The sequence below is a fragment of the Desulfosporosinus sp. FKB genome (assembly GCF_002196705.1).
Lineage (GTDB): Bacteria > Bacillota > Desulfitobacteriia > Desulfitobacteriales > Desulfitobacteriaceae > Desulfosporosinus.
Genome location: NZ_NADJ01000034.1, coordinates 1 through 25104 on the forward strand (window position 1 = coordinate 1; position 25104 = coordinate 25104).

At 39.4% G+C, this 25104-nt stretch carries 26 protein-coding genes and 1 pseudogene; 24 read left to right on the top strand and 3 right to left on the bottom strand.

The window, feature by feature from the left end:
- The first annotated feature begins 134 nt into the window (after positions 1-134).
- From B5Y67_RS12560 to B5Y67_RS12585, 6 genes are all read left to right on the top strand, one after another.
- A complete protein-coding gene (locus B5Y67_RS12560; RefSeq protein ID WP_088226780.1) occupies positions 135-1064 on the top strand; it encodes an ABC transporter ATP-binding protein in 930 nt (309 codons plus the stop codon).
- 13 nt (positions 1065-1077) lie between these two features.
- Positions 1078-2199, top strand: coding sequence for an ABC transporter permease (locus tag B5Y67_RS12565; RefSeq protein WP_088226781.1), 1122 nt, complete (start codon positions 1078-1080; stop codon positions 2197-2199).
- The gene (locus tag B5Y67_RS12570) at positions 2196-3296 is read left to right on the top strand and encodes an ABC transporter permease (RefSeq protein WP_088226782.1); all 1101 of its coding nucleotides are present in this window, start codon (positions 2196-2198) and stop codon (positions 3294-3296) included. Before B5Y67_RS12565 ends, B5Y67_RS12570 begins: the two co-directional genes overlap by 4 nt.
- Before the next feature lie 66 nt (positions 3297-3362).
- Positions 3363-5021, top strand: coding sequence for an alpha/beta fold hydrolase (locus tag B5Y67_RS12575; RefSeq protein ID WP_088226783.1), 1659 nt, complete (start codon positions 3363-3365; stop codon positions 5019-5021).
- A 175-nt stretch (positions 5022-5196) separates the two neighbouring features.
- Entirely contained in the window at positions 5197-6300 is a 1104-nt protein-coding gene (locus tag B5Y67_RS12580) for a sensor histidine kinase (protein ID WP_242975955.1), read from the top strand.
- Positions 6278-6904, top strand: a complete 627-nt coding sequence (locus tag B5Y67_RS12585) for a response regulator transcription factor (protein WP_088226785.1) — start codon at positions 6278-6280, stop codon at positions 6902-6904. The genes B5Y67_RS12580 and B5Y67_RS12585 overlap by 23 nt, the downstream gene beginning before the upstream one ends.
- 448 nt (positions 6905-7352) lie before the next feature.
- Here the strand turns inward: B5Y67_RS12585 and B5Y67_RS12590 are convergent, their stop codons facing one another.
- On the bottom strand, positions 7353-8777 hold the full coding sequence (locus tag B5Y67_RS12590) for a PLP-dependent aminotransferase family protein (protein WP_088226786.1): 1425 nt from the start codon (positions 8775-8777) through the stop codon (positions 7353-7355).
- A gap of 115 nt (positions 8778-8892) precedes the next feature.
- Between B5Y67_RS12590 and B5Y67_RS12595 the strand changes: the two genes are divergently transcribed.
- The 12 genes from B5Y67_RS12595 to B5Y67_RS12655 all read left to right on the top strand — a co-directional run bounded on the left by B5Y67_RS12595 (position 8893) and on the right by B5Y67_RS12655 (position 18933).
- Positions 8893-9507, top strand: coding sequence for a LysE family translocator (locus B5Y67_RS12595; RefSeq protein ID WP_088226787.1), 615 nt, complete (start codon positions 8893-8895; stop codon positions 9505-9507).
- Between the two features lie 45 nt (positions 9508-9552).
- A complete protein-coding gene (locus B5Y67_RS12600) occupies positions 9553-9750 on the top strand; it encodes a sigma factor-like helix-turn-helix DNA-binding protein (protein ID WP_088226788.1) in 198 nt (65 codons plus the stop codon).
- A 110-nt stretch (positions 9751-9860) separates the two neighbouring features.
- Positions 9861-10319, top strand: coding sequence for an immunoglobulin-like domain-containing protein (locus B5Y67_RS12605; RefSeq protein WP_088226789.1), 459 nt, complete (start codon positions 9861-9863; stop codon positions 10317-10319).
- 620 nt (positions 10320-10939) lie between these two features.
- Entirely contained in the window at positions 10940-11674 is a 735-nt protein-coding gene (locus B5Y67_RS12615; RefSeq protein ID WP_088226898.1) for an ABC transporter ATP-binding protein, read from the top strand.
- A complete protein-coding gene (locus B5Y67_RS12620; RefSeq protein ID WP_088226790.1) occupies positions 11667-12518 on the top strand; it encodes an ABC transporter permease in 852 nt (283 codons plus the stop codon). Before B5Y67_RS12615 ends, B5Y67_RS12620 begins: the two co-directional genes overlap by 8 nt.
- 132 nt (positions 12519-12650) lie before the next feature.
- Complete coding sequence (locus B5Y67_RS12625) at positions 12651-13652, top strand: ABC transporter substrate-binding protein (protein ID WP_088226791.1); 1002 nt, start codon at positions 12651-12653, stop codon at positions 13650-13652.
- Between the two features lie 244 nt (positions 13653-13896).
- The gene (locus tag B5Y67_RS12630) at positions 13897-14733 is read left to right on the top strand and encodes an EFR1 family ferrodoxin (protein ID WP_088226792.1); all 837 of its coding nucleotides are present in this window, start codon (positions 13897-13899) and stop codon (positions 14731-14733) included.
- Between the two features lie 51 nt (positions 14734-14784).
- Positions 14785-14982 carry a hypothetical protein gene (locus B5Y67_RS12635; protein ID WP_088226793.1) on the top strand — a complete coding sequence of 66 codons (198 nt, stop codon included), beginning with the start codon at positions 14785-14787 and terminating at the stop codon, positions 14980-14982.
- A 46-nt stretch (positions 14983-15028) separates the two neighbouring features.
- Complete coding sequence (locus B5Y67_RS12640; protein ID WP_088226794.1) at positions 15029-15283, top strand: hypothetical protein; 255 nt, start codon at positions 15029-15031, stop codon at positions 15281-15283.
- A 319-nt stretch (positions 15284-15602) separates the two neighbouring features.
- Positions 15603-17228, top strand: a complete 1626-nt coding sequence (locus B5Y67_RS12645; RefSeq protein ID WP_088226795.1) for a HAMP domain-containing methyl-accepting chemotaxis protein — start codon at positions 15603-15605, stop codon at positions 17226-17228.
- 420 nt (positions 17229-17648) lie between these two features.
- A complete protein-coding gene (locus B5Y67_RS12650; protein ID WP_088226796.1) occupies positions 17649-18233 on the top strand; it encodes a helix-turn-helix domain-containing protein in 585 nt (194 codons plus the stop codon).
- Between the two features lie 13 nt (positions 18234-18246).
- Positions 18247-18933, top strand: a complete 687-nt coding sequence (locus B5Y67_RS12655) for a flavodoxin family protein (protein WP_088226797.1) — start codon at positions 18247-18249, stop codon at positions 18931-18933.
- A 159-nt stretch (positions 18934-19092) separates the two neighbouring features.
- Here the strand turns inward: B5Y67_RS12655 and B5Y67_RS12660 are convergent, their stop codons facing one another.
- Entirely contained in the window at positions 19093-19650 is a 558-nt protein-coding gene (locus B5Y67_RS12660) for a DoxX family membrane protein (protein WP_088226798.1), read from the bottom strand.
- 447 nt (positions 19651-20097) lie between these two features.
- Here B5Y67_RS12660 and B5Y67_RS12665 point away from each other — a divergent pair, with 447 nt between their 5' ends.
- Positions 20098-20721, top strand: coding sequence for an HAD family hydrolase (locus tag B5Y67_RS12665; protein WP_088226799.1), 624 nt, complete (start codon positions 20098-20100; stop codon positions 20719-20721).
- 364 nt (positions 20722-21085) lie between these two features.
- Here B5Y67_RS12665 and B5Y67_RS12670 read toward each other — a convergent pair.
- Positions 21086-21223: pseudogene (locus B5Y67_RS12670) on the bottom strand (DUF255 domain-containing protein); the annotation flags it as partial.
- A 201-nt stretch (positions 21224-21424) separates the two neighbouring features.
- Here B5Y67_RS12670 and B5Y67_RS12675 point away from each other — a divergent pair.
- The 5 genes from B5Y67_RS12675 to B5Y67_RS26215 all read left to right on the top strand — a co-directional run bounded on the left by B5Y67_RS12675 (position 21425) and on the right by B5Y67_RS26215 (position 25008).
- On the top strand, positions 21425-22117 hold the full coding sequence (locus B5Y67_RS12675; protein WP_088226801.1) for a GTP-binding protein: 693 nt from the start codon (positions 21425-21427) through the stop codon (positions 22115-22117).
- Positions 22114-23145, top strand: a complete 1032-nt coding sequence (locus B5Y67_RS12680) for an ABC transporter ATP-binding protein (RefSeq protein WP_088226802.1) — start codon at positions 22114-22116, stop codon at positions 23143-23145. The genes B5Y67_RS12675 and B5Y67_RS12680 overlap by 4 nt, the downstream gene beginning before the upstream one ends.
- A 55-nt stretch (positions 23146-23200) precedes the next feature.
- The gene (locus B5Y67_RS12685) at positions 23201-23980 is read left to right on the top strand and encodes a DUF364 domain-containing protein (protein ID WP_088226803.1); all 780 of its coding nucleotides are present in this window, start codon (positions 23201-23203) and stop codon (positions 23978-23980) included.
- 39 nt (positions 23981-24019) lie between these two features.
- Positions 24020-24544, top strand: a complete 525-nt coding sequence (locus tag B5Y67_RS12690; RefSeq protein WP_088226804.1) for a nucleoside-triphosphatase — start codon at positions 24020-24022, stop codon at positions 24542-24544.
- Between the two features lie 332 nt (positions 24545-24876).
- The gene (locus B5Y67_RS26215; protein ID WP_282432775.1) at positions 24877-25008 is read left to right on the top strand and encodes a hypothetical protein; all 132 of its coding nucleotides are present in this window, start codon (positions 24877-24879) and stop codon (positions 25006-25008) included.
- Positions 25009-25104 lie beyond the last annotated feature (96 nt).

Here is a 25104-nt window from a genome sequence, read left to right on the forward strand (position 1 = left end):
TGCCATACTCAATTTCTCTGAATTAAGCATTCAATGCAAGTTCTATCCTTGATAAGTTCTTTTGGTGAATTAGCAATTCTATGAAAACAAGAGGAAAACCAAGAAAAATCAAATTTATATAGGGAGGGTTAGTAATGTTAGTTGAAGCAAAAAATCTGGTTAAACGCTACAAAGATGTGCTAGCTGTTGATAATGTCAGCTTTACCATCGAAGAGGGTGAGATCTTTGGCCTCTTAGGTCCAAACGGGGCGGGGAAAACCACTGCCATCAATGCTTTGATTGGGATAAAAAGGTTGGACAGTGGTGAAATAACAATTTTTGGCAAAAATCCCAAGGACCATGAGTTGGAAATCAAGAGAGATTTAGGTGTTGTACCTCAGGATTTGGCCATATTTGAAGACCTCACCGCCTATGAAAACCTTTGCTATTTTGGAAAGCTTTATGGCTTAAAAGGATCACTTCTAAAGGAGCGGGTGGAGGAAGCGCTGAAGTTGACCGGTCTGATGGAGAAAAAGAAAGAATATCCCAGAAAGTATTCCAATGGGATGAAAAGACGGCTAAACATAGCCTGCGCCATTGTCCATCATCCCAAGCTGATCATTATGGATGAACCGACGGTTGGAATAGACCCTCAGTCCAGAAGGCACATTCTTCAATCAGTTCAACAATTAAACAAAAAAGGTGCCACCATCATTTATATCTCTCATTATATGGAGGAGGTGGAAGAGATCTGTACGAGAGTCGTCATCATGGATCAAGGGCGGGTTATCGCTAAGGGAAGCAAAGATGAACTTAAGGCCCTGATGACAAGTGATCAAAGGGTAGTCATAGTGCTTTCCACTCTGAACTATACCTTGGTTGACAATATTAAGAAACTTGCTGGAGTGAAAGAGGTCTACGTTAATGGCAATGAGTTGACGGTTATCTCCCGGAAGAACAGCAAGAACCTTAACGGGATTATTAACTATGTAGCCGAAAGCAGTGAAATTTTAGCACTCAATGTAGAACAACCAAGCCTGGAAACAGTGTTTTTGACCTTAACAGGCAGGTCATTGAAGGATTAAGGGAGTGAATTTAGTGAGTGTTTTCCCAATCGCCTATTATACACTTCTCAGAAATATCAAGAACTGGAAATTGATCCTTTTGCTTATCGGGGTGCCCTTACTGGCCTACATAACTACTGCAAATGTCATAACGAATGTGAATTACGGCCCAAAGGTTGAAAAGACTAAGGTCGCTTATTTTGATGATGATGGTGGGGCAATCGCCGAACGGCTTAATCAGTTTCTCCATACAAAGGAGATATTGACTTCTTTTGAAGTTCAGAAGGTAACCTCTGTGGATGAAGGAACCCGGCTAATTACAACTGGGATAACAGATGATTTTATTTATTTTAAAAATGATTTTTCCCCAAGCTACAAAGAGGGCAAAAAATTCAGCATCGCGATATTGAGTAATAGAGACAATTCACCAACCCGACTGATTGTCGAAAGTTTTATCAATTCGGTTAACGCTTTTACTGCTATTCATAGCAACGGCTTGGATAGCAAAGTATGGGAAGTTTCCAGTGGCATCAAGCAAATTGCGGTTTCGCCAAGCGGGAAAATATTAAGAGATGCTGACAAATATTCGTTTCTCGGCATGCTGGAGATGCTCTCTTATGGAGCTTTATTGGGTTGCTTTTCTGTCGTCAACAGTATTAAAAAGAATACCCTGATCAGATTTGAAATCTCTCCGATCAATAGCTTGGCCTATGTCAGTGGAAAATTTATGGGGAACTTTTTAACGTTGTGCCCCACGATCGCCTTGTTCATTGTCTACTTGTATCAGCAATGGGGATTATCTATGCAAAAAAATATCTTAACAATCATTATGGCATTTTTGTTGTTTACGGTTATTATTACAGCTTTAGGTATGATTGTCGGTTATCTAACGAAAAAAACAGGCTTGGGTGTCTTGATTACCGTATGTTTAGTTGGCTTCCTTTCAGCTGCGGCCTTTGTCCAGGCGCTCGGTACAGCTCAGGGATTCTTGAAATGGATTCTCTTCCTTAGCCCGCAAAATCACATCTATACAATTTTTACGGATACGCTATTTGAAGGTTTGTCCAGGATACATGGATCCTTAATTTCTCTGGCCATACTTGCTACAGTTTTAACAACGCTGACACTTCTCTTGGGCGGGAGGAAAGCAGTATGACAATATTTTTCAGTAATCTAAGGAGGATATTCAAAAGAAAGCTCAGGGTTTTTGTTATTGTATTTTTACCTGCAATTATGTTATTGCTTTTTAGTTCGTCCGTTATTGACAAGAGTCAAACCTTAAATATTGGCATTATAGATCTGGACAAAACAGATTACACGACATTGCTCGAGAACAATCTTGCTTTACAAGTTAAAATCGCAACTATTTCTCAAGACCAAATTAATAATGAATTAATCAATTCCAAGGTTGACTACGTTGTCGTTATTGAAAAGGGCTTTACTGCGAGATTGCTTAAAGGTGAAGACATGGAGGCTACAGGCTATTATCTCAAGAACTCTATTCAATCCCTGCCTGTTCAGAATTATGTAGAAAGTTATATCAGTTCTGGAGAGAGAATCGCCAAGGCAACCGGTGGCAATGACCAAAAGTTTTATGAATTCTTGAAGAATAGCAATCATGCGAACATTCAATTGGATTACAGAGTGCTTACGGAAATTGAAAGGCATAAATCCTATGCTTTAGTCGGAATATTTGTTGAAATTATGCTGTTGACATCTGTAATGTTCATAATGGTGATCCTGACAGACAAAGAAAATAAGACCTTTTATAGAACCCTTACTGCGCCGATCTCGTTAAAAAATTACATGTACCAGAACATATTAAGTTTTTTACTTGTTTCCATTATTCAGGTGATTTTGGGATTTATTGTGCTTAAGAGCTTATTTGGAATCTATATGGGAGATTCCATCTTAAGCATGTTTTTGCTTCTCCTTACAGTATCAGTTTTAGCTGTTTCCATAGGAGTAGCAGTATGTTCGATTTCCAAAAGTGTTCTCCAAGCATCTTTTCTAGGCTTATTTAGCACCTTTTTCATGGGAATGTTAGGCGGTTGCCTATGGGAACATGACATGGCAACAAATCTATTGAGAACGATTGGTAAGTTTACACCCGTCTATTGGGTAATGGATGGGGTTAGCAAAGTACTGCAGGAACAGGGTGTATTGGCCATAAGCGGGGATATTTTGCTTACGCTCCTGTTTGCGATGGTGTTCTTTTTCTTAGGGACGTGGCGAAAAGAAGATATCAAGTAGCAACTGGTCGTTTATTTAGCAGAACTAAAAATCCATATTCCAATTACAACGATTGGAGGGTTTATTTTGGCTAAAATATCGTCAATTTACGTTAATCCAGAGAACAGGGAAAAGATATTGTCTATTTACGACAAACACCTTTCTCAGTGGCCCGTACCATACGAGTCTCTCGATGTGCCAACGAGATACGGGAGTACACATTTCATTGTAAGCGGTCCTAAAGATGCTCCTCCGATTGTGTTGATGCACGGTAGGGGTGGCACTGCCACAATGTGGCTGCCGAATGTTTTTGCCCTAAGCCGTGATTATAGGGTTTATGCAATTGACACGATAGGTGATTTTGGCAAGAGCGAATTAGATGATATAGATAATTATCCGAAAAATGGTCAGGCCTGCAGCGATTGGCTTGTAGATGTATTCAATGAACTTGGTCTTAACCAGGCTTTTGTTATCGGGGAATCAATGGGAGGTTGGATAACAATGAACCTCTCTATATATGCTCCAGAAAGAGTAAAGGGAATCGCCCTTTTAGCTCCCGTTGGAATTTCTTCCGCTGTCCTAGGTATGGTATTTCGAATACTTTTAGTATCATTTCATCCAACAGAGTCAAACAGGAAAAAATTTTTCCGCTCATATGTGGGAAACAGCCCTTTAGTCTCGGATACAATGGTCGAATTAATGACGGCAAACTGGGATTGCCGTACTAAATCTGCTTGGCCTTCAAAGTTTTCAAATGACAAACTTAAACAGATCAAGGTCCCAACATTGTTATTTATCGGGGGAAAAGACCCTACATTTAACAAGCAAAGAGACATCGACCGGGCTGTTAAAATGATTCCGAATATCCAATTAGAGGTTATGACTGAGATAGGACATGCGATGAGTATAGAGAATGCCGATTTTGTAAACAACCGCATACTTGATTTTCTGAAAGGAATTGAATGGGCCAGAGGAAAATTTCAGGTGATGAAAAGCAACCAAAGTGCAGGAACTAATCTGGAAAGGAATGTGAAGTTTTCAATTATCATACCAGCCTATAACGAAGAAAAATTCATAGGGAGATGTCTGGATTCCATCGTAGCCGCGTCTCCACCTTATCCAGATCAGGTGGAGGTTATCGTAGTCTTGAACCGTTGTACAGATCGAAGCGAAGAAATAGCCAGATCCTACAATTGCGTTATCGTAAAGGAAGACAGAAAGAATATGTCCATTATCAGGAATGCCGGCGCTAAAGTTTCAAGGGGAGAGATCATCGCAACCATCGATGCGGATAGTCGGATGACAGATAACATGCTTACTGAGATCGAAGAAAAACTACTGACAGGGATGTATATTGGCGGTGGAGTTAAAATGAAATTCGAGAGGTTGCCGTTGGGAGTGCTTTTACAAGGACTAATCCTTATTCCTTCGATAATTAAGTATAAAGGTGTAACCGCAGGTATCCTATGGTGTTACAAGAAGGACTTTGATGCCATAAACGGTTTTAATGAAAACCAACGGATGCTGGAAGATGTTGATTTTGGTCTGCGTTTAAAAAATTGGGGACGAAAATGTGGTAAAAAATATGGGACGATAACAAAAGCACAGATGATAGTTTCCTTAAGGAAAGCGGATAAATGTGGAAATTGGATTTTATTTAAACATCCAAAATGGCTATTGGCCTATTTAAAAGGAAATGTAGAGAAATATGCGGACGAATCATTTTATGACTTTGATAAAAGGTAGATTAAATACTTCTCGAGATATATTGGTTACTACCGGAGCATTTCTTTTGATGCTCTGGCCTTTTTGTTAAAGATTTCGCTAATATTCTCCAATGGGAGGAATATTTGGGAAAGACGTGGAATGTAAGATGATAAGCAGTTTGGGTTTGTATTACCCTAAATTAGATGAGGTGGCAGTGAAACAGATAATCAAACTTCTTTTTCTTATCTACATAATTGTTTTATTCGCTATACATGGTGATGTGCCGGATAGGGCAGTGCTGGTTTTTACTCTCATAATAGGTATTAATGTATTTAAAGAAAGATTTTATGATACTGTCTATACCACGGTAGCTTCGTTTATCCTGATCTGTATAGCTATCTGGTTGGACAGAAATTTTACTTTCCTGCTCTGTATTCCTATATTTGATTTCGTATACCAAAAGAGATATCTTGGTGTTTTTCCGGTGGCTATTTTGGGCCTATATTTCACCCTGAAATCTAGAATTCCCTCATTGATACTGATCATGAGTCTATGTGGAATCCTGGCCTTGGTAATGGAAAAAGCAAAAGCTAAGGAATCGGATTATAAGAATAAGTATGATGAGGAAAGACGCTTAAGGTACGAGCTTGAGCTGACAAAAATTAAACTGCTTAATTCGGCAAAAGATATTGCCCATCTTACTGAAGTCAGTGAAAGAAATCGGATCGCTAGGGAAATCCATGACAATGTTGGTCATGGTATCGCCGGTATTCTTATTCAATTACAGGCAGCTGATAAGCTCTTTGACCGGAATGAGAAAAAGTCTCAAGAAATCCTGAAAAAATCCATTGAAAACCTTTCTGATGCTTTGACCCTGCTGCGAAATACAGTGCACAATATTAAACCCCAAGAAACCCTAGGGGTAGAATATATTAAAAGCGTTATTAATAACTTTGGTTTTTGCCCAATTGAGCTTAAGTTTTATGGAGATTTTGGTCTTCTTGCTTCAAGTCAATTAGAAATCTTAGGATTGATTGTTAAAGAGGCTCTAACCAACGCCGCTAAGCACTCTAAGGCAACTAAAGTAGATATCACAATTGATATCAATGAAAAATACACAAGGTTATATATTAAAGACAATGGGGTTGGCTGTGTCAAATTAGAGGAGGGGTTAGGTATAAGCGGGATGAGGGAAAGAGTCCTGAATTTAGGGGGGACTATTTCTATTAGTTCGAATGATGGCTTCTTGATAGTATGCCTTTTACCGCTGGCTAATCAGGAAGGGTGTGATGTAGTTGAAAGTTCTCATTGTAGATGATGATGCTTTAATCAGGGAAGGATTAAAGATACTCTTGGAGATTGAAGATGATTTCCAAGTCGTAGGCACAGCAAGTAACGGGCAGGAAGCATTGGAAATGTGCCGTTGGGAAAAACCTGAGCTTGTTCTAATGGACATCAGGATGCCAGTAATGGATGGGGTTTTAGGGACCAAGCTAATTAAAAGTCAATTGCGGGAAATCAAAATTGTGATTCTTACAACCTTTAAGGATGATGAATATATAAAAGAAGCCTTAAAAAGCGGAGCGGAAGGATACATCCTTAAAAATCAACCGGCAGACAGTATAATCGAAAGCCTACGGGCTGTTAGTAAAGGCAATATTGTTTTAGAGCGAGAAGTAGCCAATACTCTTTCTTCCATGCTTAAGGAAAATAAAAGGGCTACTCCCGAACGCCTTAATATTTCGCAACGTGAATTTGAGATATTAAAACTGGTGGGAGAGGGCCTATCAAATAGGGAAATTGCTGAAAGCCTTAACTTAAGTGAAGGCACAACGAGAAATTATGTCACGGGTTTGCTGGAGAAACTTGGTTTTAGGGACAGAACCCAGCTTGCAATTTTCTTTATCAGAAATTGTGAATAGTATTTTCGGTTTAAGCAGTTTATGGTATAGATTCCAGATCAGGTTAAACAATTATAGAATATTTAACTTATAAACTTATAGATAGATGGACTCCTTGTCCCAGCAGGAACAGTACTGTTCCTGAATTAGAAAGCTAAACTATAGATACCAACAATAACTAAATTAAACAACGCACCTGTTTCAGCTGGTGCGTTGTTTAATTAAAGTTCTTTACTATTATCTACGATTTTAGGGTTTCTGTTCCCGTTAGTATATACTTATACAGCCTGCTTTTTGAAGGCTAGGAAGTCGTCCTCGATTCGGGGATGAATTGTTTGTTCCAGCGGAAACAGTACTGTGGGGCAGATGCATGCTAAGACAAGATCAATCCAGGCCTATAGCGGTAAAAAAATAAAAACAAAGTAAATTATGTAGTGTGTTAAGCTGAGGTTTGGGAGCGGTTTTTAATTTAACTGGTTAAATAAGACGATAACACTGTATATAGTCGCTTTATGCCAGCATCAATTGATAAAATATTTGTATTTCCATAGCCAAAAATCAGAGAATCATTATAAGGATGTTTAAGCACCTTATTAGTTTCATCAAGCAGATAATGTTTACTGATCGGGACAATTTGAATATCACTGTCTTCAATTTTATGCATTGCTATAGTATCAAAATTTATGGTTTTAAAAGTTGCTACTAAGTGCATTCCTGCTTCTGCTCCAGAAATTGAAACTGTATCTCCGAACGTATTTTTAAGGCATTTGATTAAATGATTTCTTCTTTTTAAATAAATACTTCTCATCTTTTTGATATGCAAATCTAAAAAACCTGCTTCAATAAATTTGGCCATAGTAAGCTGTTCAAGGATGGGTGAATGTAAATCGGCTACATACTTAGTTTCTTCCATTTGAGCACACAAAGCATCAGGCAATACCAAGTATCCCATGCGCAATGACGGCATAAGTGTTTTGGAAAATGTTCCTACATAAATAACGCATGTTGGGTCAAGTGATTGCATGGACTGTATTGGACTTCCATCAAATCGAAATTCACTATCATAGTCATCCTCAACAATGTAGGAGTTATGTTTTCTTGCGTACTGGATCATTTGAATCCTGCGTTTGATTGGCAGAATTACTCCAGTTGGAAACTGATGACTTGGAGTTGTAAATATTAATACAGGTGGAATATTAGGCAGTTTTGCTGTCACCATTCCAAATTCATCAACGGGAATCGTTTGCATTTTTACCTTTTTACTTTCCAAAGTATGAAGAATGCCATAACTAAGTGGATTTTCCACCAATGCGTATCCATCGTCTGAGACAAGCTGACACAATAAGCTAAACGCTTGAGCGGCCCCATTTGTTATGAGAATGTTCTCTGGATGGGTATTTACTCCGCGTACTCGCCTTAAATAAATTGAAAGCTGACGTCTTAGCTCGTACTCACCCTTCGAGCTTTGATAATCCATGTGCAGCGGTGATACTGACAGGGTAATGGATTTATATAGCTGCCCCCATTTTTTTATAGGAATAGAAGCCAAATCGGGAATTCCTGTGCGAAAACTAATAGCATTTTTATTAGACCGGTTATCTATTGCCTTTCGATTATTTAAGGAAGAAATGGTGGCTGTTCGTTCAAAATAGATACCATCGCTTACATATGTTCCTGCCCCATTTTTAGTGTATATATAGCCTTCAGCGGTAAGCTGTTCATAGCTTTCAATAACAACATTTCTTGCCACATTAAAATACTTGGCCATTTCTCGTGTCGATGGAAGTTTCTCATATTGCTGCAGTGTTCCGTTCAAGATGGCCTCTCGTATATGATTATAGATTTGTCTAGTGAGGGAAATAGTGCTGCTTCGATCTAAATTAATGTACATCATATTTTTTCCTCAGAGTGGTTCCATAAAAAATGATATTAAGTGGTACTTTTATGAACCGCTTTTTTAGATTACAGTATATCATAAAATGGAATTAAGCTCACGGAGGAGGAAATAAATGAGCATATACACATTCATAGTAACGTCATTAATCATAATTCTGCTTCCTGGAACCGGGGTTATTTATACAATCTCCACCGGCATAACAAAAGGAAAAAAAGCAAGTTCCATTGCTGCTCTAGGATGTACAGCTGGTATACTTCCCCATCTAATTATAAGTATAGGATTTTCATCACTATTGCTAAGGATGAGTGAGCAGGCCTTCTTTGTAGTTAAGACGGCTGGTGTCTTGTATCTACTTTATCTTGGAGGCGGGATGCTCCTGTCAAAAACTAAATTAGATTTTGGTGAAACAATTAAAGAAGATAACGCAGTGACCATTGTACGTAAAGCAGTTCTAATTAACCTATTAAATCCAAAACTTACGCTGTTCTTTTTCTCGTTTTTGCCCCAATACCTTAGCAGCAACGGCCAGAGCTATATAAGAGAGAGTTTTCTGTTTGGCGTAGTATTTATGCTGTTGACCTTTATTGTTTTTGTGGGCTACGGAATTCTGGCAGGATCAATGAAAACATTTGTTGCAAAGTCTCCCAAACGACTGCAAGGTATTAATCAGCTCTTTGGAATAATTTTTATTGTCTTTGCAATTAAACTGGCAGCTAGCTCTCTATAAATCTCACGATATAGGAAGTGTTATATTTAATATTAGGAATTATCAATGCTTTCAAAAGACAAGGTTATTGAAGCCATGCCGAAATGCCTTAATGAGAAAGAAAAGGAGATTCTTTCAGAAAGATGGGGCTTAAACAATGGTATCCCTAAAAGAATAGAAGAACTGAAAGAGATTTACGGAATAACTATAGAGCAATTGAGAAATATCGAGAGAAAGATTATTTTGTACATGAAGGAAACTTGAATTTTTTTATATAGGGTCTCTAATAGAACCGTTGATTCGAATTAATAAGAATCTGTCTGTGTGTACCGCGGGTAGGCTACGATACTCACAATTATCCTTGGAGGGATGAAATGAGGAAAAGAATAATAGTAGCTCTTATTCTCAGCGTTATAGTCTTAGCTGTTGGAACTGTTGGATGTAATAATAAACCAAGTTCAAACGAAGGAACATCGGAACTTTTGAGGGTTTCCATGTTTGCCGAAAAAAGCCAGTATCCTTCTAATGTCAGTGAGATAAATGTAGTTTGGAAAAATGACACAGATGAAATCCTGACTTTTGGTAATCCTTTCACCATTCAGAAGTTGGTCGGCAATGAATGGAAGGCAATCGGAAACAAAGGAGCAGCATTTACTACTATTGGATATAGGGTAGCCCCTCATTCTGAGATGAAACACAGTTACAACATCCGACTATATAGTGATCATAAGTTGGAGAAAGGGACATATCGAATCATAACGGATTTTTTAAATGTTCTGAGTTCTGGTAATTACAATAATTATCAGTTGACCGCAAATTTTACAGTGAAATAACCCTTAACCCTATAAAGTTAATACATATCATTTCGGAGAAGTTAAAGGAAAGTGGAATCTAGTTTCATAATTGACTAATCTAGTACAAAGAGCAAAAGTTGTGTGTCTCTGGTAATTTGTTTTTGCGCCCAATACTGGTTTCAGGGTAAACCAATTAATTTTACTATTGAGTTAGAAAAAGATGTTGATAATTTACATTTACTGCTTCTGTCATACCAATCAACTCCAAATTTTCCTCAAGTGACTGGACTAGCAGTATTAAACGTCTGCCAGATAATAAATACAAATATGATATCTTTTTTCAAGGGTCTACTTTGAGTCAAAGTTCCCAAACGGTATTTAGCTACAAGTCCCCAAGGTGGGATTGGGCATACAGAAATTATATTGATCTATAAAAGCACAAGTAAACAATCCGAATGAACGGGTTGGTTGCTTGTGCTTATTTATTGAAGAGTGATGAAATCAATTGATGCCTTCCTTCTGTTATTCATTCAAAAGCAGGAGAAGGCTTATCTTTATTTTGGAATCATTCACAGCTTTCTATCTTCCCCAATACACTATTAAAGAAGTTAAGACTGGGGGGAGTGACATTGAAGGCCGTCGAGGTACATAACATCAGCATGAAATATCAATCCCTGAACGGGGAAATTACGGCTCTTAAAGACATCGGATTTTCTGTTCAGGATGGGGAATTTGTGAGCATTGTCGGCCCTAGCGGGTGTGGAAAATCTACACTTTTATCGATTATATCCGGCTTGCTTTCTCCTAGCTCAGGGACAGTGTGGCTTAGTGGAGAAAAGGTCACGGGGACCTCGGGAAAAATCGGTTATATGCTGCAAAAGGATCATCTTTTTAATTGGCGAACTATTTGGCAAAATGTCATGCTCGGACTGGAAATCCGCAAGGCTGTGACCCAGGAGGCCAAAGAGCGGGCCCGGATTCTTCTTAAAACCTACGGGCTCTATGAATTCAAAAATAGATACCCGGATCAGCTTTCCGGTGGGATGAGGCAGCGGGCGGCGCTGATCAGAACTCTAGTAACGGATCCGCAGATTCTGTTATTGGATGAAGCGTTTTCCGCCCTGGATTATCAGACTCGGCTCGCCGTCAATGATGATATTTATTCAATTATCAAAAAGGAAAATAGAACCGCTATTTTGGTTACCCATGATATTTCTGAAAGTATCAGCATGGCCGATCGGATTATTGTTCTCTCAAAAAGACCTGGAATGGTTAAGAATATCCATGAGATTAAGTTAAGCTGCAGCAACAGAACTCCATTAAATTGCCGGGAAGCCCCTGAATTTCGGCACTATTTTCAGGAGATATGGAAGGAGCTGGATGTTCATGTTTGAAGATGAAGAAGAAAACATTCCTGCCATTTCCCAAGCCCTGAACATTTCTTTGGAACGTCAGGAATACTTACGTAGGGAGAGGTTTGGTAAAATCTCTGTTCGCATGACTCAGATTCTCCTTTTAGTTTTAGCTCTTGTCCTATGGGAAATTATGGCGGATGCTAAAATTATTGATCCTTTTATCACCAGCCAACCTTCAAGGATTGTAAAAACAATTGTCCAGTTATATAAGGAGGGGGTGCTTTTTTATCATATCGGAATTACCTGTCTGGAAACTATAGTCGGTTTTACTTTAGGCACACTCCTGGGAACATTTCTAGCTGTCATTTTGTGGTGGTCAAAATTTATATCCAAAGTAGCTGAACCGTATCTGGTTATCCTTAACAGTTTACCTAAGATTGCTCTTGGTCCGGTATTCCTCGTCTGGATCGGAGCGGGCCCGGCTTCCATTATTGTCATGACTCTGGCGATTTCCCTTATTGTAACAATTTTAGAGGTTCTAAACGGTTTTTGGGGGATTGATCAGGAAAAGATCAAACTGGTTCAAACCTTTGGCGGGAACAAATTTCAAGTCCTGACAAAAGTAGTGCTCCCTGCTTCCTTCCCCACCATAATTAATGCTTTAAAGATTAACGTCGGGTTGTCATGGGTCGGGGTGATAGTGGGAGAATTCCTGGTTTCCAAAGCTGGATTAGGTTACCTTATCATTTACGGCGGACAGGTTTTTAAGTTAGACCTGGTAATGACCAGTGTAATAATTCTGGGAGTAGCAGCAGCTATCATGTATCAGGGGGTGGTTTATCTTGAAAGACTGCTTGTAAAAAATAATGATCTCAAATATTAGTCCCTGTTGGGATCTAATTCTATGTTTACCTCTGACAGGAATGTCATCATTTTAACCAAGCTTAAATAACAAGTTCTACTATGAGAATAGATATTGGTACATAAGTTTCTTTATAAAAAGGGAGGAGCCATTATGAAACGATTAATTACAGTATTTAGTGTATTGCTTTTAGGACTTTCTTTAGTGATCTCCGGCTGTGGCACTCAAACGGGGCTTACAAAGGTCAAACTTTCTGAGGTGACCCATTCTGTTTTCTATGCTCCCCAATATGTTGCTATAACTCAGGGCTTTTTTAAGGAAGAAGGGTTGGATGTCGAACTGTCAAACGGTCAGGGAGCAGATAAGGTTATGACAGGGGTTCTATCTGGGGAAGAGGACATCGGTTTTGCCGGACCTGAGGCTAGTGTATATGTTTATAACGAAGGCAAAGAAGATAATAGTGTTGTGTTTGCTCAACTTACCAATGGAGATGGGACGTTCCTGATGGGCAGAAAGCCTGATCCCGGTTTCAAATGGAGTGATCTGAAAGGAAAAACCATTATCGGCGGACGTAAGGGCGGAATGCCAGCCATTGTTCTCCAGTATGTTTTGGGTAAAACCGGTCTTACCACAGGTCGAGATGTGACAATTGATACAACTATACAATTTGCGGCTATGCCAGGGGCCTTTCTGGGAGGTAAAGGGGATTATGTGATTATTTTTGAGCCCACAGCATCAGTAATGGAGAAAGAAGGCAAATCCTTTATTGTAGCTTCTTTAGGCAAGGAGAGTGGCGAAGTTCCGTATACAGCCTATTTTTCCAGGAAGAGTTATATTGAGAAAAATCCGAATGTCATTCAAAAATTCACAAACGCGATCTATAAGGGCCAGATCTGGGTTGAAAACCATTCTCCCGAAGAGATCGCCAAGGCAATTAAGCCCCAATTCCCGGATGAGAATGAGGAGATTTTGACCAGTTCTATTAAACGATATAAAGAACAGAACACCTATAAGACAAATCCTGTTCTTCAGGAAAAAGATTTTTACCTCCTTCAGCAGATTATTAAGGATGCGGGAGAGCTTAAGCAGATTGCCCCTTATGAAAAGGTGGTCAACACAAAATTCGCCGAGACTGCAATCAAGAATATCAAGTAAGTTTACCAGTATGTATGAATAATCTCTTGATTATAGCTATAATTAAGATTCCAATTTGTTTTGGATCTTTACATTGAAATATAAATGGTTCAGTATTAATTAGCTGAACCATTTATATTGTAGAAATGGATGCCGCCAGTTTTTAAATATCCAGCTCATTTCTCAAAGTTTTTCAAGTTAAAGACTGGTATGTCACCTATGGCATTTAGAAAATGAATGAAATATCGAAAGCGAGGTGATCTTATTGATAAAATTAGATACGAGTTGCAACGAGAATGATCAATTCACACGGACAACCATTTTTTACTTTACCGGTACCGGAAATTCCTTGTGGTTAGCGCGTACTCTTGCATGCAAGATAGGCAATACCGAGCTAATCTCCATGGTTGACTGGAATATACAAAAACAAGCCATCAATTCATCGGCAATAGGTTTGATTTTTCCAGTACATATTTGGGGTGTGCCCCGACGGGTTTTATCCTTTTTGGATAAGTTGAAGGCTATTTCACCTGACTATATTTTTGCTATTGCTAATAATGCCGGTCAAGTCTCTAATACGTTGGTACAGTTAAAAAAGGTAATGGAATCTAAGGATTTAACATTATCCAGCGGATGGTCCATCATCATGCCTTCAAATTACATACCTTGGGGAGGCCCAGGTCCCCTGGATAAACAAAATGAGCGTTTTCAAGCAGCTCAATTAAAGTTATCCTCAATTGCAGAGAAAGTTCAGAGCAGAGTCAATATGCCGGTTGAAAAAGGTCCTTTGTGGCAACGAATTGTATTTACTGGTTTATACAAATTAACCTTTCCATACGTTCATAAAATGGACGTAAAGTTCTGGGCCGACAACCGCTGTAATCAATGCTCTGTTTGCATTAATATTTGTCCAGCTCAAAACATTGATATTCGTAACGAGAAACTAACTTGGCATCATCATTGTGAGCAGTGTTTAGCATGTATACAGTGGTGTCCGAAAGAATCGCTGCAGTATGGCAAAAAGACATCTGCTTATCCGAGGTATCATAACCCTGAAGTTAAGTTGAAAGATTTAATGAATGGACGTATTTTGCAAACTTGATGAATATTCTGTGAAAAATTATTGATAGTATCGAATAAAGGAGTTTATATTTTGAGAAAATTCAAAGCGATAAAGGAAAATTATGAATTTTGGAGTATTCTTGATATTTGTAAAAACAATTGCCTTTATTTCACTTTAACCGAAATAGATCAACTTGATTACAAAAAAGAGAATCCAGTTTATAATCAGTTTTTAAAAGAACTGTCGCCAAATTTTATTAAGCAGGTTTATAACATCGATTTGGTTTGATGGTTATTCCGACCCTAGGAACCCAAAGAAGATTTCTATATTCAAATTGAACGAAAAGACAAAAGCAATTTTATCTTCTTACATAGATTGTTTGTTTTTTTTAGATAATAATGGCCGAGTGTTAGATTTACCTGAAGATATCTGTTTTTTTCGAGAGGATGATACGCTTTTCCTTGGAACAAATACACATTGCAGATTTGCTGTATTTTACCTTACTGATCAGGAAACTCAAACTATAACTTTACCAAATGGCTTTGAAGAAAAGCCCGAGATACATTTTACTGCAATTTTACCTATTTAATATTTTTTACAGTAACCGCTCAACAAGCAATTTTCCAAGAAGGGCTTGCCCTTCCTTATCGGCCTGCCACTTGCGCTTAGCTAAGGTTAAGCAGAAACAGCCGTTATAATTGATTGTTATTTGAATTAGTGCTGGGGGGCTGCCATAGATGGCGGCCCCTTGAAAATGCACCCAATTTACAAGCTATTAAATCCCTGCTTCATATTGAAATAAATGCAAGTTCGTGTTAGACTCATAATTAGTAATATTTTGTCGATTTACTAAGATTTTCTGGTTTGTGAATTATTTAATTAATTCCGATTCTATAAAAAGGTGGTAGATGAATATAGCTAGTGACGTAAAAGTTAGTCTAATGCAAAAAAAACAAGGCTTAGCGACTATTGAACGCATTGCCAAAGAAATTGAAGGTATTTTAGACCAATATGATGATTGGAAAAGTGCTGTCAAGCCGCTAAGAGAAGCGATCGATCGAAACCTTGGCGACAACGAATTTCTTAGTCTATTTGATTTAGACGGGTTGGCTCTGGTTCACTCAAATCGTTTGAGAGAGGGTATTTACTTTAACAACGAGACGGAACTTCGGGGCGCGCGATGTACAGAACCGATTACTCAGATTTATCATCGTAACACTGGCGAAGTCCTGTTTGAAGTTGCAAGTCCAATCTTTGTTAAAGGCAAACATGCCTATGCTGTTCGCTTGGACATCCCTCTCAATAAGGGACAACTCACGAAACAAGTGTATATCGGCATGATTCCCTCACTTTTTCTTGCAATTGCCTGGATAATTTACAGTTCCTTTTCACCAGTATCCATTATTTTTTCTCTAATCGCTTTAGGGATTCACGCTTTTTACAGTTTTTGGTTCAAAAACAAACTGGCAACTGCTCTTCAAGAAACATTCAAGGTAACAAAAGCGATTGCCAAAGGAAATTTGAAATCCAGAGCTAAAGCCCATTCGAATGATGAATTAGGAAACTTATCTTACGAGGTAAACAAAGTTTCTATTGGGATGACATCTATCATTACAGACCTCGCTTCTATTACCGAGAAAGCTCAGGCTATGAGTCAAACTCAAGCAACTCATGTTAACGCGCTAGTTGAAAACCAAGAAACGTTTGCTGCCACATTAGAAGAGTTTAGCGCAGGAGCTACTGAACAAATTCAGAGTATAAAGAAGTCTCAAGATGAAGTCGATGAAATTGAAGCTGCTGCCCAAAGTATCTTGGAGAGCACTCAGAAGGTTCTATCTTTAACGACCTCTGCCAAAGCTACAAGCCAACAAGGAACCTTAGCTGTTAAAGAAGCCGTTCAGGAGATGGAAGCTATTTATCAAGTCACTGAGCAAGCTAATGAATCGATCTTGAGTTTAGCTGATCAGGCGCAAAAGATCGGGGATATTATCTCAGTAATCAACGGGATCACAGCTCAGACAAATTTATTAGCTCTTAATGCTGCCATCGAAGCAGCCAGAGCTGGGGAACATGGTCGAGGTTTTGCCGTTGTCGCTGAGGAAGTCAGAAAACTCGCGGATAGTTCGGCTCAGTCTTCGCAACAGATTATGCAGCTTATTTCCAATGTTCAGGAAATGGTCAACACAACGGTGACGAATATTAATCAAGGAATGGAGGTCGTGAATCACGGCAAAACTGTGATTGAACAAGCAGGAGATGCGATCGACTCACTTGATGAAGTGATTAACTCCACCTCTATAAAGGTAGAAGAAAATCTTTCAAATGCCGATCATTTATTAAATCGAAGTCAACTGTTAGCAGAAGCCCAGAGGTTGGCTACCTCAATCGCCTCTCAATTTGCTGAGGGAGCAACTCAATCAGCGACTTCAGCTGAGCAGCAGATGATTTCAACACAAGAACTAGTTGCGATTGCTGCAGAATTGGCCAAAACCTCAGAACATTTATATCAAGTAATTCAAAGGTTTGAAATTTAGATTTTCAGAAACACTTCTGTACCTGCTTCCTTCATATAAATTTACCATTCAGGCGTCGAAATGTTCACCCAAACAAGATGGTTCTTTTACCAAATAGCCCATTAGCATAATATGGAGACAATACAGTTGATTCTGTACATTTTCAGGTCGAACTAACGAAAAAAGATGACGGCTGACCCTTATCCTTAAGGATAAGTTGGTTAGTCCGTCTTTTTTGTTACAGAAATAGGATTGCAATTAATGGCATGCATCCTTTATTTTATAATTTAAACATCTTTACAATAATTTCAGGCTTGCTTTTATATACTAGTTAAAGTATTTGATTTTTGAAGATAAATCATGATTTATTCCGAACTCTACGGAGCGTTGATTTAAATAATCACATTTATTGTTTACAATTGAGACATGGAGGTAGTCGTTATGCAAAACGTTAAGGTCGGCAGCATCATTCGTACGCTGCGAATAGAAAAAGGAATGAGCCAAAAGCAGCTTGCAGACAAAATGAATATCAGTGACAAAACAATTTCTAAATGGGAACGTGGCCTTGGTTGCCCAGATATTTCACTGCTTGCAGAACTGTCTGACCTACTTGAGGTTGACATTGGAACGTTATTAAGTGGCGATTTAGTTGCGAATAATTTCGTTGGAGGCAATATGAAAAAATCAAAGTATTACATCTGCCCTGTGTGTAACAATATTTCGCTTTGTACAGGCAATGCTGAGTTATCTTGCTGTGGCAGGAAATTGGAAGAACAAATCATGCACAAGGCTGATGAAAGCGACAAACTTTCTATCGAAGTCATTGAAGACAATTGGTTCATCACAAGTAATCACCCAATGAAAAAAGAGCATTACATTTCGTTTGTTGCCTTTGCAACAGGCGACCGTGTGCAAATTATCAAACAATATCCCGAATGGGATATGCAACTACGAGTTCCCAAACTAGGGCACGGAATGTTTATTTGGTATTGTATACAGCATGGATTATTTTATCAGTTGGTATAAAGGAGATTTGAGCATGAAAGTAGTTGTTTTTAATGGTAGCCCTGCGGCGGCAGGGAGTAATACAAATGTAATTGCCGAAGTTTTTTTAAACGGCGCAAGACGGGCAGGTGCCGATACTGAAAATATATTTTTGATAGAGAAAAATATAGGGCATTGTCAAGGTTGTTTTTCCTGCTGGTTTAAAACACCAGGAAAATGTGTCTTGCAAGATGATATGCAGGAATTGCTTGACTTATATAACTCTGCCGATCTTGTATGTTTTGCTTCACCTGTTTACACATGGAATATGACAGCTGCTCAAAAGAATTTTGTTGACCGCTTAGCGCCTTTAAAATGCCCTGTAATTGTAAGTAAACATGATAACTTTGATTTAGCTGACTCTGCCGCTAAAACTCAGCGGTTTATGGTCATCTCAAACTGCGGTTTTCCGGGCAACAATAATTTTGAAACAATGAAGGTTGTATTTGCATCGTGTAATCCTGTTTTGGAGATTTATAGAAACTGCGGAAAGCTACTGAAAAGTAAGGATGAGAAAATTAGAAGTGTAGTAGATAATTATTTAAAATTTGTCGAACAAGCCGGCTATGAAATGGTAAAGTATAATAACGTCTTAGAAGATACAAAAGCAGGACTTAAAAAAGAGCTGATGTCTATTCCGGAATATGTGAAGTATATAGGAATGTTAGGCAACCGAATATAAACGGTTGCTTTCTTTTGTTTTACCGTTGCATAATGAATATTTATAGTTTTTATAAAAATAAAACCCTGCATATAAGTGGATGATTTGAACCACTATTTATGCAGGGTTTCATTTAATGAGGAGCGCTTATGCAGTTTGAGACAGGCACTTCAGTATTGCTTATGCTTCGGCTGGGGTTTCTTTAGCTACAATTTGTTGATTATTTTGATGGTATTTAAAATATCCGCTGATACCAATTAGCTCAAAGTAATTAGATAAATTCATAACAATGATGTTTGTCCAAATATAACCGAAGTTATTAGCGGAACCTGCAGTAATAAACTGTATATTAAGGAAGAGTCCCAGTATGGCAACCCAAAAAAGTCTGAAGCCGATAATCATTCCTATACCAACGACAATTTCGCAAATAGGTACTAAGAAATCCGTTAGACCGGGCATTCCGTTAAAAATATGAACGGCAACCCATGCCCATAATTTGTTCAGATAGAGAGGGTCATAACCATGGGCTTTCGGTGGAAGCATATTAACTGCCATTCCTGCTATCAGTCCTTTAGCGTGACCTCCAGCAAAGTTAAGCCAACCTGAAGTTGCTTTTTCCCAACCAGCTTGAACCCAAGCATAACCATAAACAATTCTTGCTATGGTGAAAACAGTTACTAAAAGAGCCTTTTTCCAATCCTTTAATTCAGCTTTAACACCATTAATATAAGAATTCATTTTTCAAAACCTCCTTGTATGTTTTAGTTAGGCCTTAAAAAGCCCATGTGAAAGTGTTGTTCTATGTTATGGATATTTTAACATAATGCTATAAAATAAATAACACTAAATAGTAATGATTTTAATTAAAACGCAAGAATTTGATGTCTTCAGCTTCAAGTCTGCTGAAGTACTCATTAATAAGATCGAAGACATGGATAGTATTCAGGAAGAACAACTGAAAAAACGCAGTTGGATGCTATAGATTATATCTTATTCATGGTATCATTGATCAAGATGTTTGGGATAGCTAACTATTCCTCTTATCATGTATCATAGTAAATTCCATTTGCATAGTTGAGTAAAATGAGCAGAGCCTAAAGCTAAGTTGATTCGAATTCTTTTGATCTGACGTATCAGTAGAAGTTATGCTTTAAGATTATATTTAAAGGAGATGGGTAACAAAAAATGAGTATCGATAGTATCATTTTTGATTTGGATGGCACTCTTTGGAATGCAATAGAAGGAATTTGTGAAGCATGGAAAACAGTATTAGCAAACTACCCAAACATTACAAAGGTCATAACTCCTGAAGATATGGAGGGATGCATGGGGCTTCCAATGGATGAAATAAGCAAAAGGTTATTTCCAGATTTAGATAGGGATTTTCAAATCAAATTATTGGAAGAATTTTGTGAAACAGAACAAGCTTATTTAGGTGAACATGGTGGAATTTTATTTCCTAACTTAGAAGAAACACTTAAAAAGTTATCAAAAAAATACAAGTTATTCATAGTTAGTAATTGTCAGGATGGCTACATACAATGTTTCTTTAAGGCACATAACTTAAGTAAATATTTCGATGATTTTGAGTGTTGGGGGGTAACAGGACTATCAAAAGGAGAAAGTAATAAAATTATAATGAAAAGAAATATGCTGAAAAAACCAATTTATGTAGGAGATACTAATGGAGATGCAGAGTCAGCAAAAGTAGCAGAAATTCCATTTGTATATGCAAGATACGGCTTTGGTAATGTTGAAGAATATGATTATGCTATTGATAGTTTTGAAGAGTTATTAACTTTATTCTAATTTTACAGCATAGAAATTGGTTCCAATTAACGCGATAATTGGAATGGATTTTAATTAAACTACCGGTCTGGGTTGTGGAGACTTCGAACGGTAGTTTTGCTAAATGGATGCACGTAGCATCTGCTTTTTTTATCTTAGCACCAATTATAAAAAATCTTACGTTTGTTTAATATAAGTGTAGTGGTATAGCGGTTAATGATATACCATGACAGTCGTAGTAATGCGGCGTATATTGTTTTTACGTAAAACAGCATGAGACATTATTCTACCTATAACGGGTTCGGCCATAAAAAGCTGAATCCGTTTTCTTCAATTTGGTCTAAGTAACAGACATAACACCATGGCAAGTCGATAAACTACACTACGAATATCCAATAGATAAGAAGACCGGCTTATTCTCTGTTTTCGCCTTTGGAAAAGCCTCTTCACCCCAAGGGAACCAATCTACAGGTCTGAAATTGAATAGATTACTGATATGCCGGTTGAGGCGGAGAGTCCCCATGGACGGTGTTTTTGTTTGGATTAAAAGGGTCTATGCTTCCTATCGGCCAAGCATAAAGGAACGTAACTATAAATAAACGAATAAAAACAGATATAAATGAACTGGACACAGACTCAATTAACGTATAAATTTAATATATGTAACAAACTGACACTACAAGATCAGACATAACTAATCGATAGAAACGGGTAGGAGGTTGTTATGAAGCTGATAACAGTTGCCGGTCCGCCATCTTCAGGCAAGACATCCGTCATACTTAAGCTGATCGAATGTATGAATTGTGCCAAAGGCAGCATCGGTGTTGTGAAATTTGACTGCTTGACTTCTTTTGATAATCTCAGCTATGAAGAGGCCGGAATTCCCGTGCAAACCGGATTTTCCGGAAAAATATGCCCGGACCATTATTTTGTGAGCAATATTGAGGATGCAGTACAATGGGGAGTTGAGTCCGGTTTTGAGCTGCTCATCACCGAAAGCGCCGGCCTTTGTAACCGCTGTTCCCCTTATATCCGGGGGATTTTGGCAGTTTGTGTGATAGACAATCTGTCCGGAGTCAATACCCCCCGCAAAATAGGACCCATGCTCAAATTTGCGGATATTGTGGTTGTGACTAAAGGGGATATAGTTTCTCAGGCTGAGCGGGAAGTATTTGCTTTTAATATACGGCAAGTGAATTCAGCGGCCAAGGTGATATTTGTCAATGGGATAACCGGGCAAGGAGCTTTCATTCTGGCTAAATATTTGCAGCAGGCCGTGGAGATTCAGAGCCTCACAGATACGAAGCTGCGCTTTACTACACCTGCTGCTGTCTGCTCTTACTGCACCGGGGAAACTAAAATAGGAGCGCCTTATCAGATGGGAATGATGAAGAAAATGGAGTTTAAGAACCTATGACAGTAAATGAATTTATGATGATCTTGGACAGCAAACCTCTGGCCGAGGTTTTGAAGGAATATCCAATTGGCTGGGATTTCTTGGCTAATTTTCGTTTAAACAATTTAGCAAATGAACTCCCTTTCTCCCAGGCCCTGCTGAAGGTGGATGACGAAGCTCTTGCCGAATTCGGTTTAGACCGGTTCGGAGCTTTAAAGAGTTTTGGTGCGTTTCTTGAGCAATTCACCCCCAAGGAGAATCCTCTGGAAGAGGTTAAGTCGATTACGATTAGCGGTGGTTGGAATAAATCCAGGACGCCGGAAAATATCAGCCTGACCATTTCCGCCGGGGAAATCATCAGCATTGTCGGTCCGACAGGCTCAGGGAAAAGCAGGCTTCTCAATGATATTGAGTGCTTGGCTCAGGGAGACACTCTCACCGGTAGGAGAATCCTGGTCAATGGGGCTGAGTTGGACGATCTTCAGCGCTTCGAGATGGAAGGGAAATTGGTTGCCCAGCTTTCCCAGAATATGAATTTTGTCATGGACCTGACAGTTCGTGAATTCCTGGAGATGCATGCCAAATGCCGGCTTACTCCCAATGTCGGCGAAGTGGTGGCCATCTGTTTTCAACGTGCCAATCAGCTGGCCGGGGAGAAATTCTCCGAAGACACGCTGGTAACTCAGCTCAGCGGCGGGCAGTCTCGGGCTCTGATGATCGCCGACACCGCTTATATGAGTGACTCTCCTATCATCTTGATTGATGAAATCGAAAATGCCGGGATTAACCGGCGCCAGGCTATTGGGCTGCTGGCCAAAAGAGAAAAGATTATTTTTGTTTCCACTCATGATCCTCTTTTGGCACTGAGCGCCCATAAGCGGATCATTATTAAAAACGGGGGGATTGCCAAAGTCATCAGCATTTCCGAGGAAGAAAAGGAAAGTCTGGGGGTGATTGAAAATCTCGATAATACCATGCAAAGGCTGCGCACTGCCCTGCGGGCCGGGGAGTTAATTCATATGAAGGATTTGAGTGAGCCAAGCTCATAACTTTTGAATGTTATATTAAATAAGGATTACAGACACCATTAAGGGAGGGACTAAAATGTGGGAATTGTATGATGCTTTAATCGAAGGGATACCTGAAGATTATCTGATTGACGAGCTGGTTTGTGGCTATCACTATGCCTATGTCCGCAGCGGAGAGGGTTCCGGGGTGGCTGTGGGGCGGCTTTATGATCAGCGAATGCCCATGTTCAGTAAAAACCTCTTGGGTGCGCCTCTGCGCGAGGTGGCAGCCTGTGTAAAATCATGGAACTTAATAGAGGCGGCCTTAGGTGCCGCAGCCCTGAACGCTTACTATAACAATCCTCAAGTGGCCAGAGACAATGGGGTGGAATTCTCCGATGCCCAGCGCGTGGAAGACCGGCGCTATGACCCATTTATCATGTCCCAGAATGTTGTGAAAGGGAAAAGGGTTGTGGTAGTCGGACATTTTCCTTACCTGGAGAATCTGCTGGAACCAGTTTGCGACTTTTCTATCATTGAATGGGACCCCTTAGAAGGTGACTACCCTATGCCGGCATGTGAGTATCTGCTTCCCGAAGCAGATTACGCCTACCTTACCTGCACAGCCCTAGTGGATAAAACCCTGCCCCGGCTTTTAGAATTGACCGAAAACGCTGTTCGGGTCAGCCTGGTGGGACCTGCTACCCCTTTAGCTCCTGTGCTTTTTGATTACGGAGTTGATGAATTGTCCGGTTTTCTCATTAAAGACAATCAGCGGGCGTTCCGGGTTGCTGCCGGAGCAGAACATGTCAAGATCTTCGCCACAGGGCAAAAAGTCGCGTTTAAGGCTGAAAGACAGCAGAATCATGAATTTTGAATGGAATGGGGTATTCGAGATTAAAGGCGGTTGTGAGCAGTGCATATCTTTTTGAGCGGCGAAATCCAAATAGGCAAAAGCACAGTCATTAACAAAACCCTGAATTTATTAAAGATAACTCCTCAGGGCTTCCGGACTTACTTCGGACCTGACCGGGCCATGGAGGACAGGCTGCTTTATCTGAATTCGGCAGCGTTGCCCCAGGTTTGCCGTGAAGAAAAGGCTATTGTGCGTTTTAGGGCAGGGCGGCCGCCGGAGGTTCTGACCGAAAGGTTCGATAGCTATGGTGCTCAGCTGATTCGTTCAGCCAGGGCTGATTCGGATTCGGCCCTGATTTTAATGGACGAATGCGGCAGCCTGGAGAGCGGGGCTCTGGTATTTCAGCAGGCGATTTTAGCTGCCCTCGCAGGCCCCAAGCCTATACTCGGGGTCATCAAACTGGTCAGCACCGGCTGGACGGACCAAATCAGAGAGCACGCCATGGTGACTCTGCTTACTGTAACCCGGGAAAACAGAGACCGGCTGCCGCAGCTGCTGGCTTATTTACTCAGCGGTGTTCTTTAATTTTCAGATCGGGATTATGTTTAGCCGTCACAGGTGTGGCGGCTTATTTAATTTAGCAGGAGTAGTAATTTTGTTTGTCCTGATATTTGCATTATAGATTTAATTGTATCCGAATTCCAAAAAGAGTAATTTTCTTTGATAAACACAGCAAAACATAACTAAACTGTATTAAAACAAATATAAACAAACATGAAAGAACTGGACATACCGCTAATTAATGTATAAATTGAATATAACAGATAATACAACACAATAAAAACAAGCATAAGCAAATTGAATTTTTAACAACTTCAGAGGAAGGCCCTACAAATCCCTGCCAATGGGGGCGCCTCATGGCTATTAGCCGCTTTTATGCCAGTGAGCAAACTGAGCTTGTGGCATCAGAAAATAGCGGTGTCTATAGCAACTTTTTCAGTTTGAGCGGAGCAAATGCTTTCTTTAACTTTGGCCAAAAGCCAAGCTGAAGCTTTTTAGCTATTTAGACTTTTGGCTAAAGTTAAATATAATTGCGGGCTAACCGCTCGTGTAGATAAAAAAATAAAGATTGAGGAGAGTCGAGA

What these genes read in the sequence shown, in the direction of transcription:
- B5Y67_RS12560 (WP_088226780.1), top strand. Translation starts at nt 135, where the DNA reads ATGTTAGTTGAAGCAAAAAATCTGGTTAAACGCTACAAAGATGTGCTA.
- B5Y67_RS12570 (WP_088226782.1), top strand. Translation starts at nt 2,196, where the DNA reads ATGACAATATTTTTCAGTAATCTAAGGAGGATATTCAAAAGAAAGCTC.
- B5Y67_RS12590 (WP_088226786.1), bottom strand. Translation starts at nt 8,777, where the DNA reads ATGATGTACATTAATTTAGATCGAAGCAGCACTATTTCCCTCACTAGA.
- B5Y67_RS12595 (WP_088226787.1), top strand. Translation starts at nt 8,893, where the DNA reads ATGAGCATATACACATTCATAGTAACGTCATTAATCATAATTCTGCTT.
- B5Y67_RS12600 (WP_088226788.1), top strand. Translation starts at nt 9,553, where the DNA reads ATGCTTTCAAAAGACAAGGTTATTGAAGCCATGCCGAAATGCCTTAAT.
- B5Y67_RS12605 (WP_088226789.1), top strand. Translation starts at nt 9,861, where the DNA reads ATGAGGAAAAGAATAATAGTAGCTCTTATTCTCAGCGTTATAGTCTTA.
- B5Y67_RS12615 (WP_088226898.1), top strand. Translation starts at nt 10,940, where the DNA reads ATGAAATATCAATCCCTGAACGGGGAAATTACGGCTCTTAAAGACATC.
- B5Y67_RS12620 (WP_088226790.1), top strand. Translation starts at nt 11,667, where the DNA reads ATGTTTGAAGATGAAGAAGAAAACATTCCTGCCATTTCCCAAGCCCTG.
- B5Y67_RS12625 (WP_088226791.1), top strand. Translation starts at nt 12,651, where the DNA reads ATGAAACGATTAATTACAGTATTTAGTGTATTGCTTTTAGGACTTTCT.
- B5Y67_RS12645 (WP_088226795.1), top strand. Translation starts at nt 15,603, where the DNA reads ATGAATATAGCTAGTGACGTAAAAGTTAGTCTAATGCAAAAAAAACAA.
- B5Y67_RS12650 (WP_088226796.1), top strand. Translation starts at nt 17,649, where the DNA reads ATGCAAAACGTTAAGGTCGGCAGCATCATTCGTACGCTGCGAATAGAA.
- B5Y67_RS12655 (WP_088226797.1), top strand. Translation starts at nt 18,247, where the DNA reads ATGAAAGTAGTTGTTTTTAATGGTAGCCCTGCGGCGGCAGGGAGTAAT.
- B5Y67_RS12660 (WP_088226798.1), bottom strand. Translation starts at nt 19,650, where the DNA reads ATGAATTCTTATATTAATGGTGTTAAAGCTGAATTAAAGGATTGGAAA.
- B5Y67_RS12665 (WP_088226799.1), top strand. Translation starts at nt 20,098, where the DNA reads ATGAGTATCGATAGTATCATTTTTGATTTGGATGGCACTCTTTGGAAT.
- B5Y67_RS12675 (WP_088226801.1), top strand. Translation starts at nt 21,425, where the DNA reads ATGAAGCTGATAACAGTTGCCGGTCCGCCATCTTCAGGCAAGACATCC.
- B5Y67_RS12680 (WP_088226802.1), top strand. Translation starts at nt 22,114, where the DNA reads ATGACAGTAAATGAATTTATGATGATCTTGGACAGCAAACCTCTGGCC.
- B5Y67_RS12685 (WP_088226803.1), top strand. Translation starts at nt 23,201, where the DNA reads ATGTGGGAATTGTATGATGCTTTAATCGAAGGGATACCTGAAGATTAT.
- B5Y67_RS26215 (WP_282432775.1), top strand. Translation starts at nt 24,877, where the DNA reads ATGGCTATTAGCCGCTTTTATGCCAGTGAGCAAACTGAGCTTGTGGCA.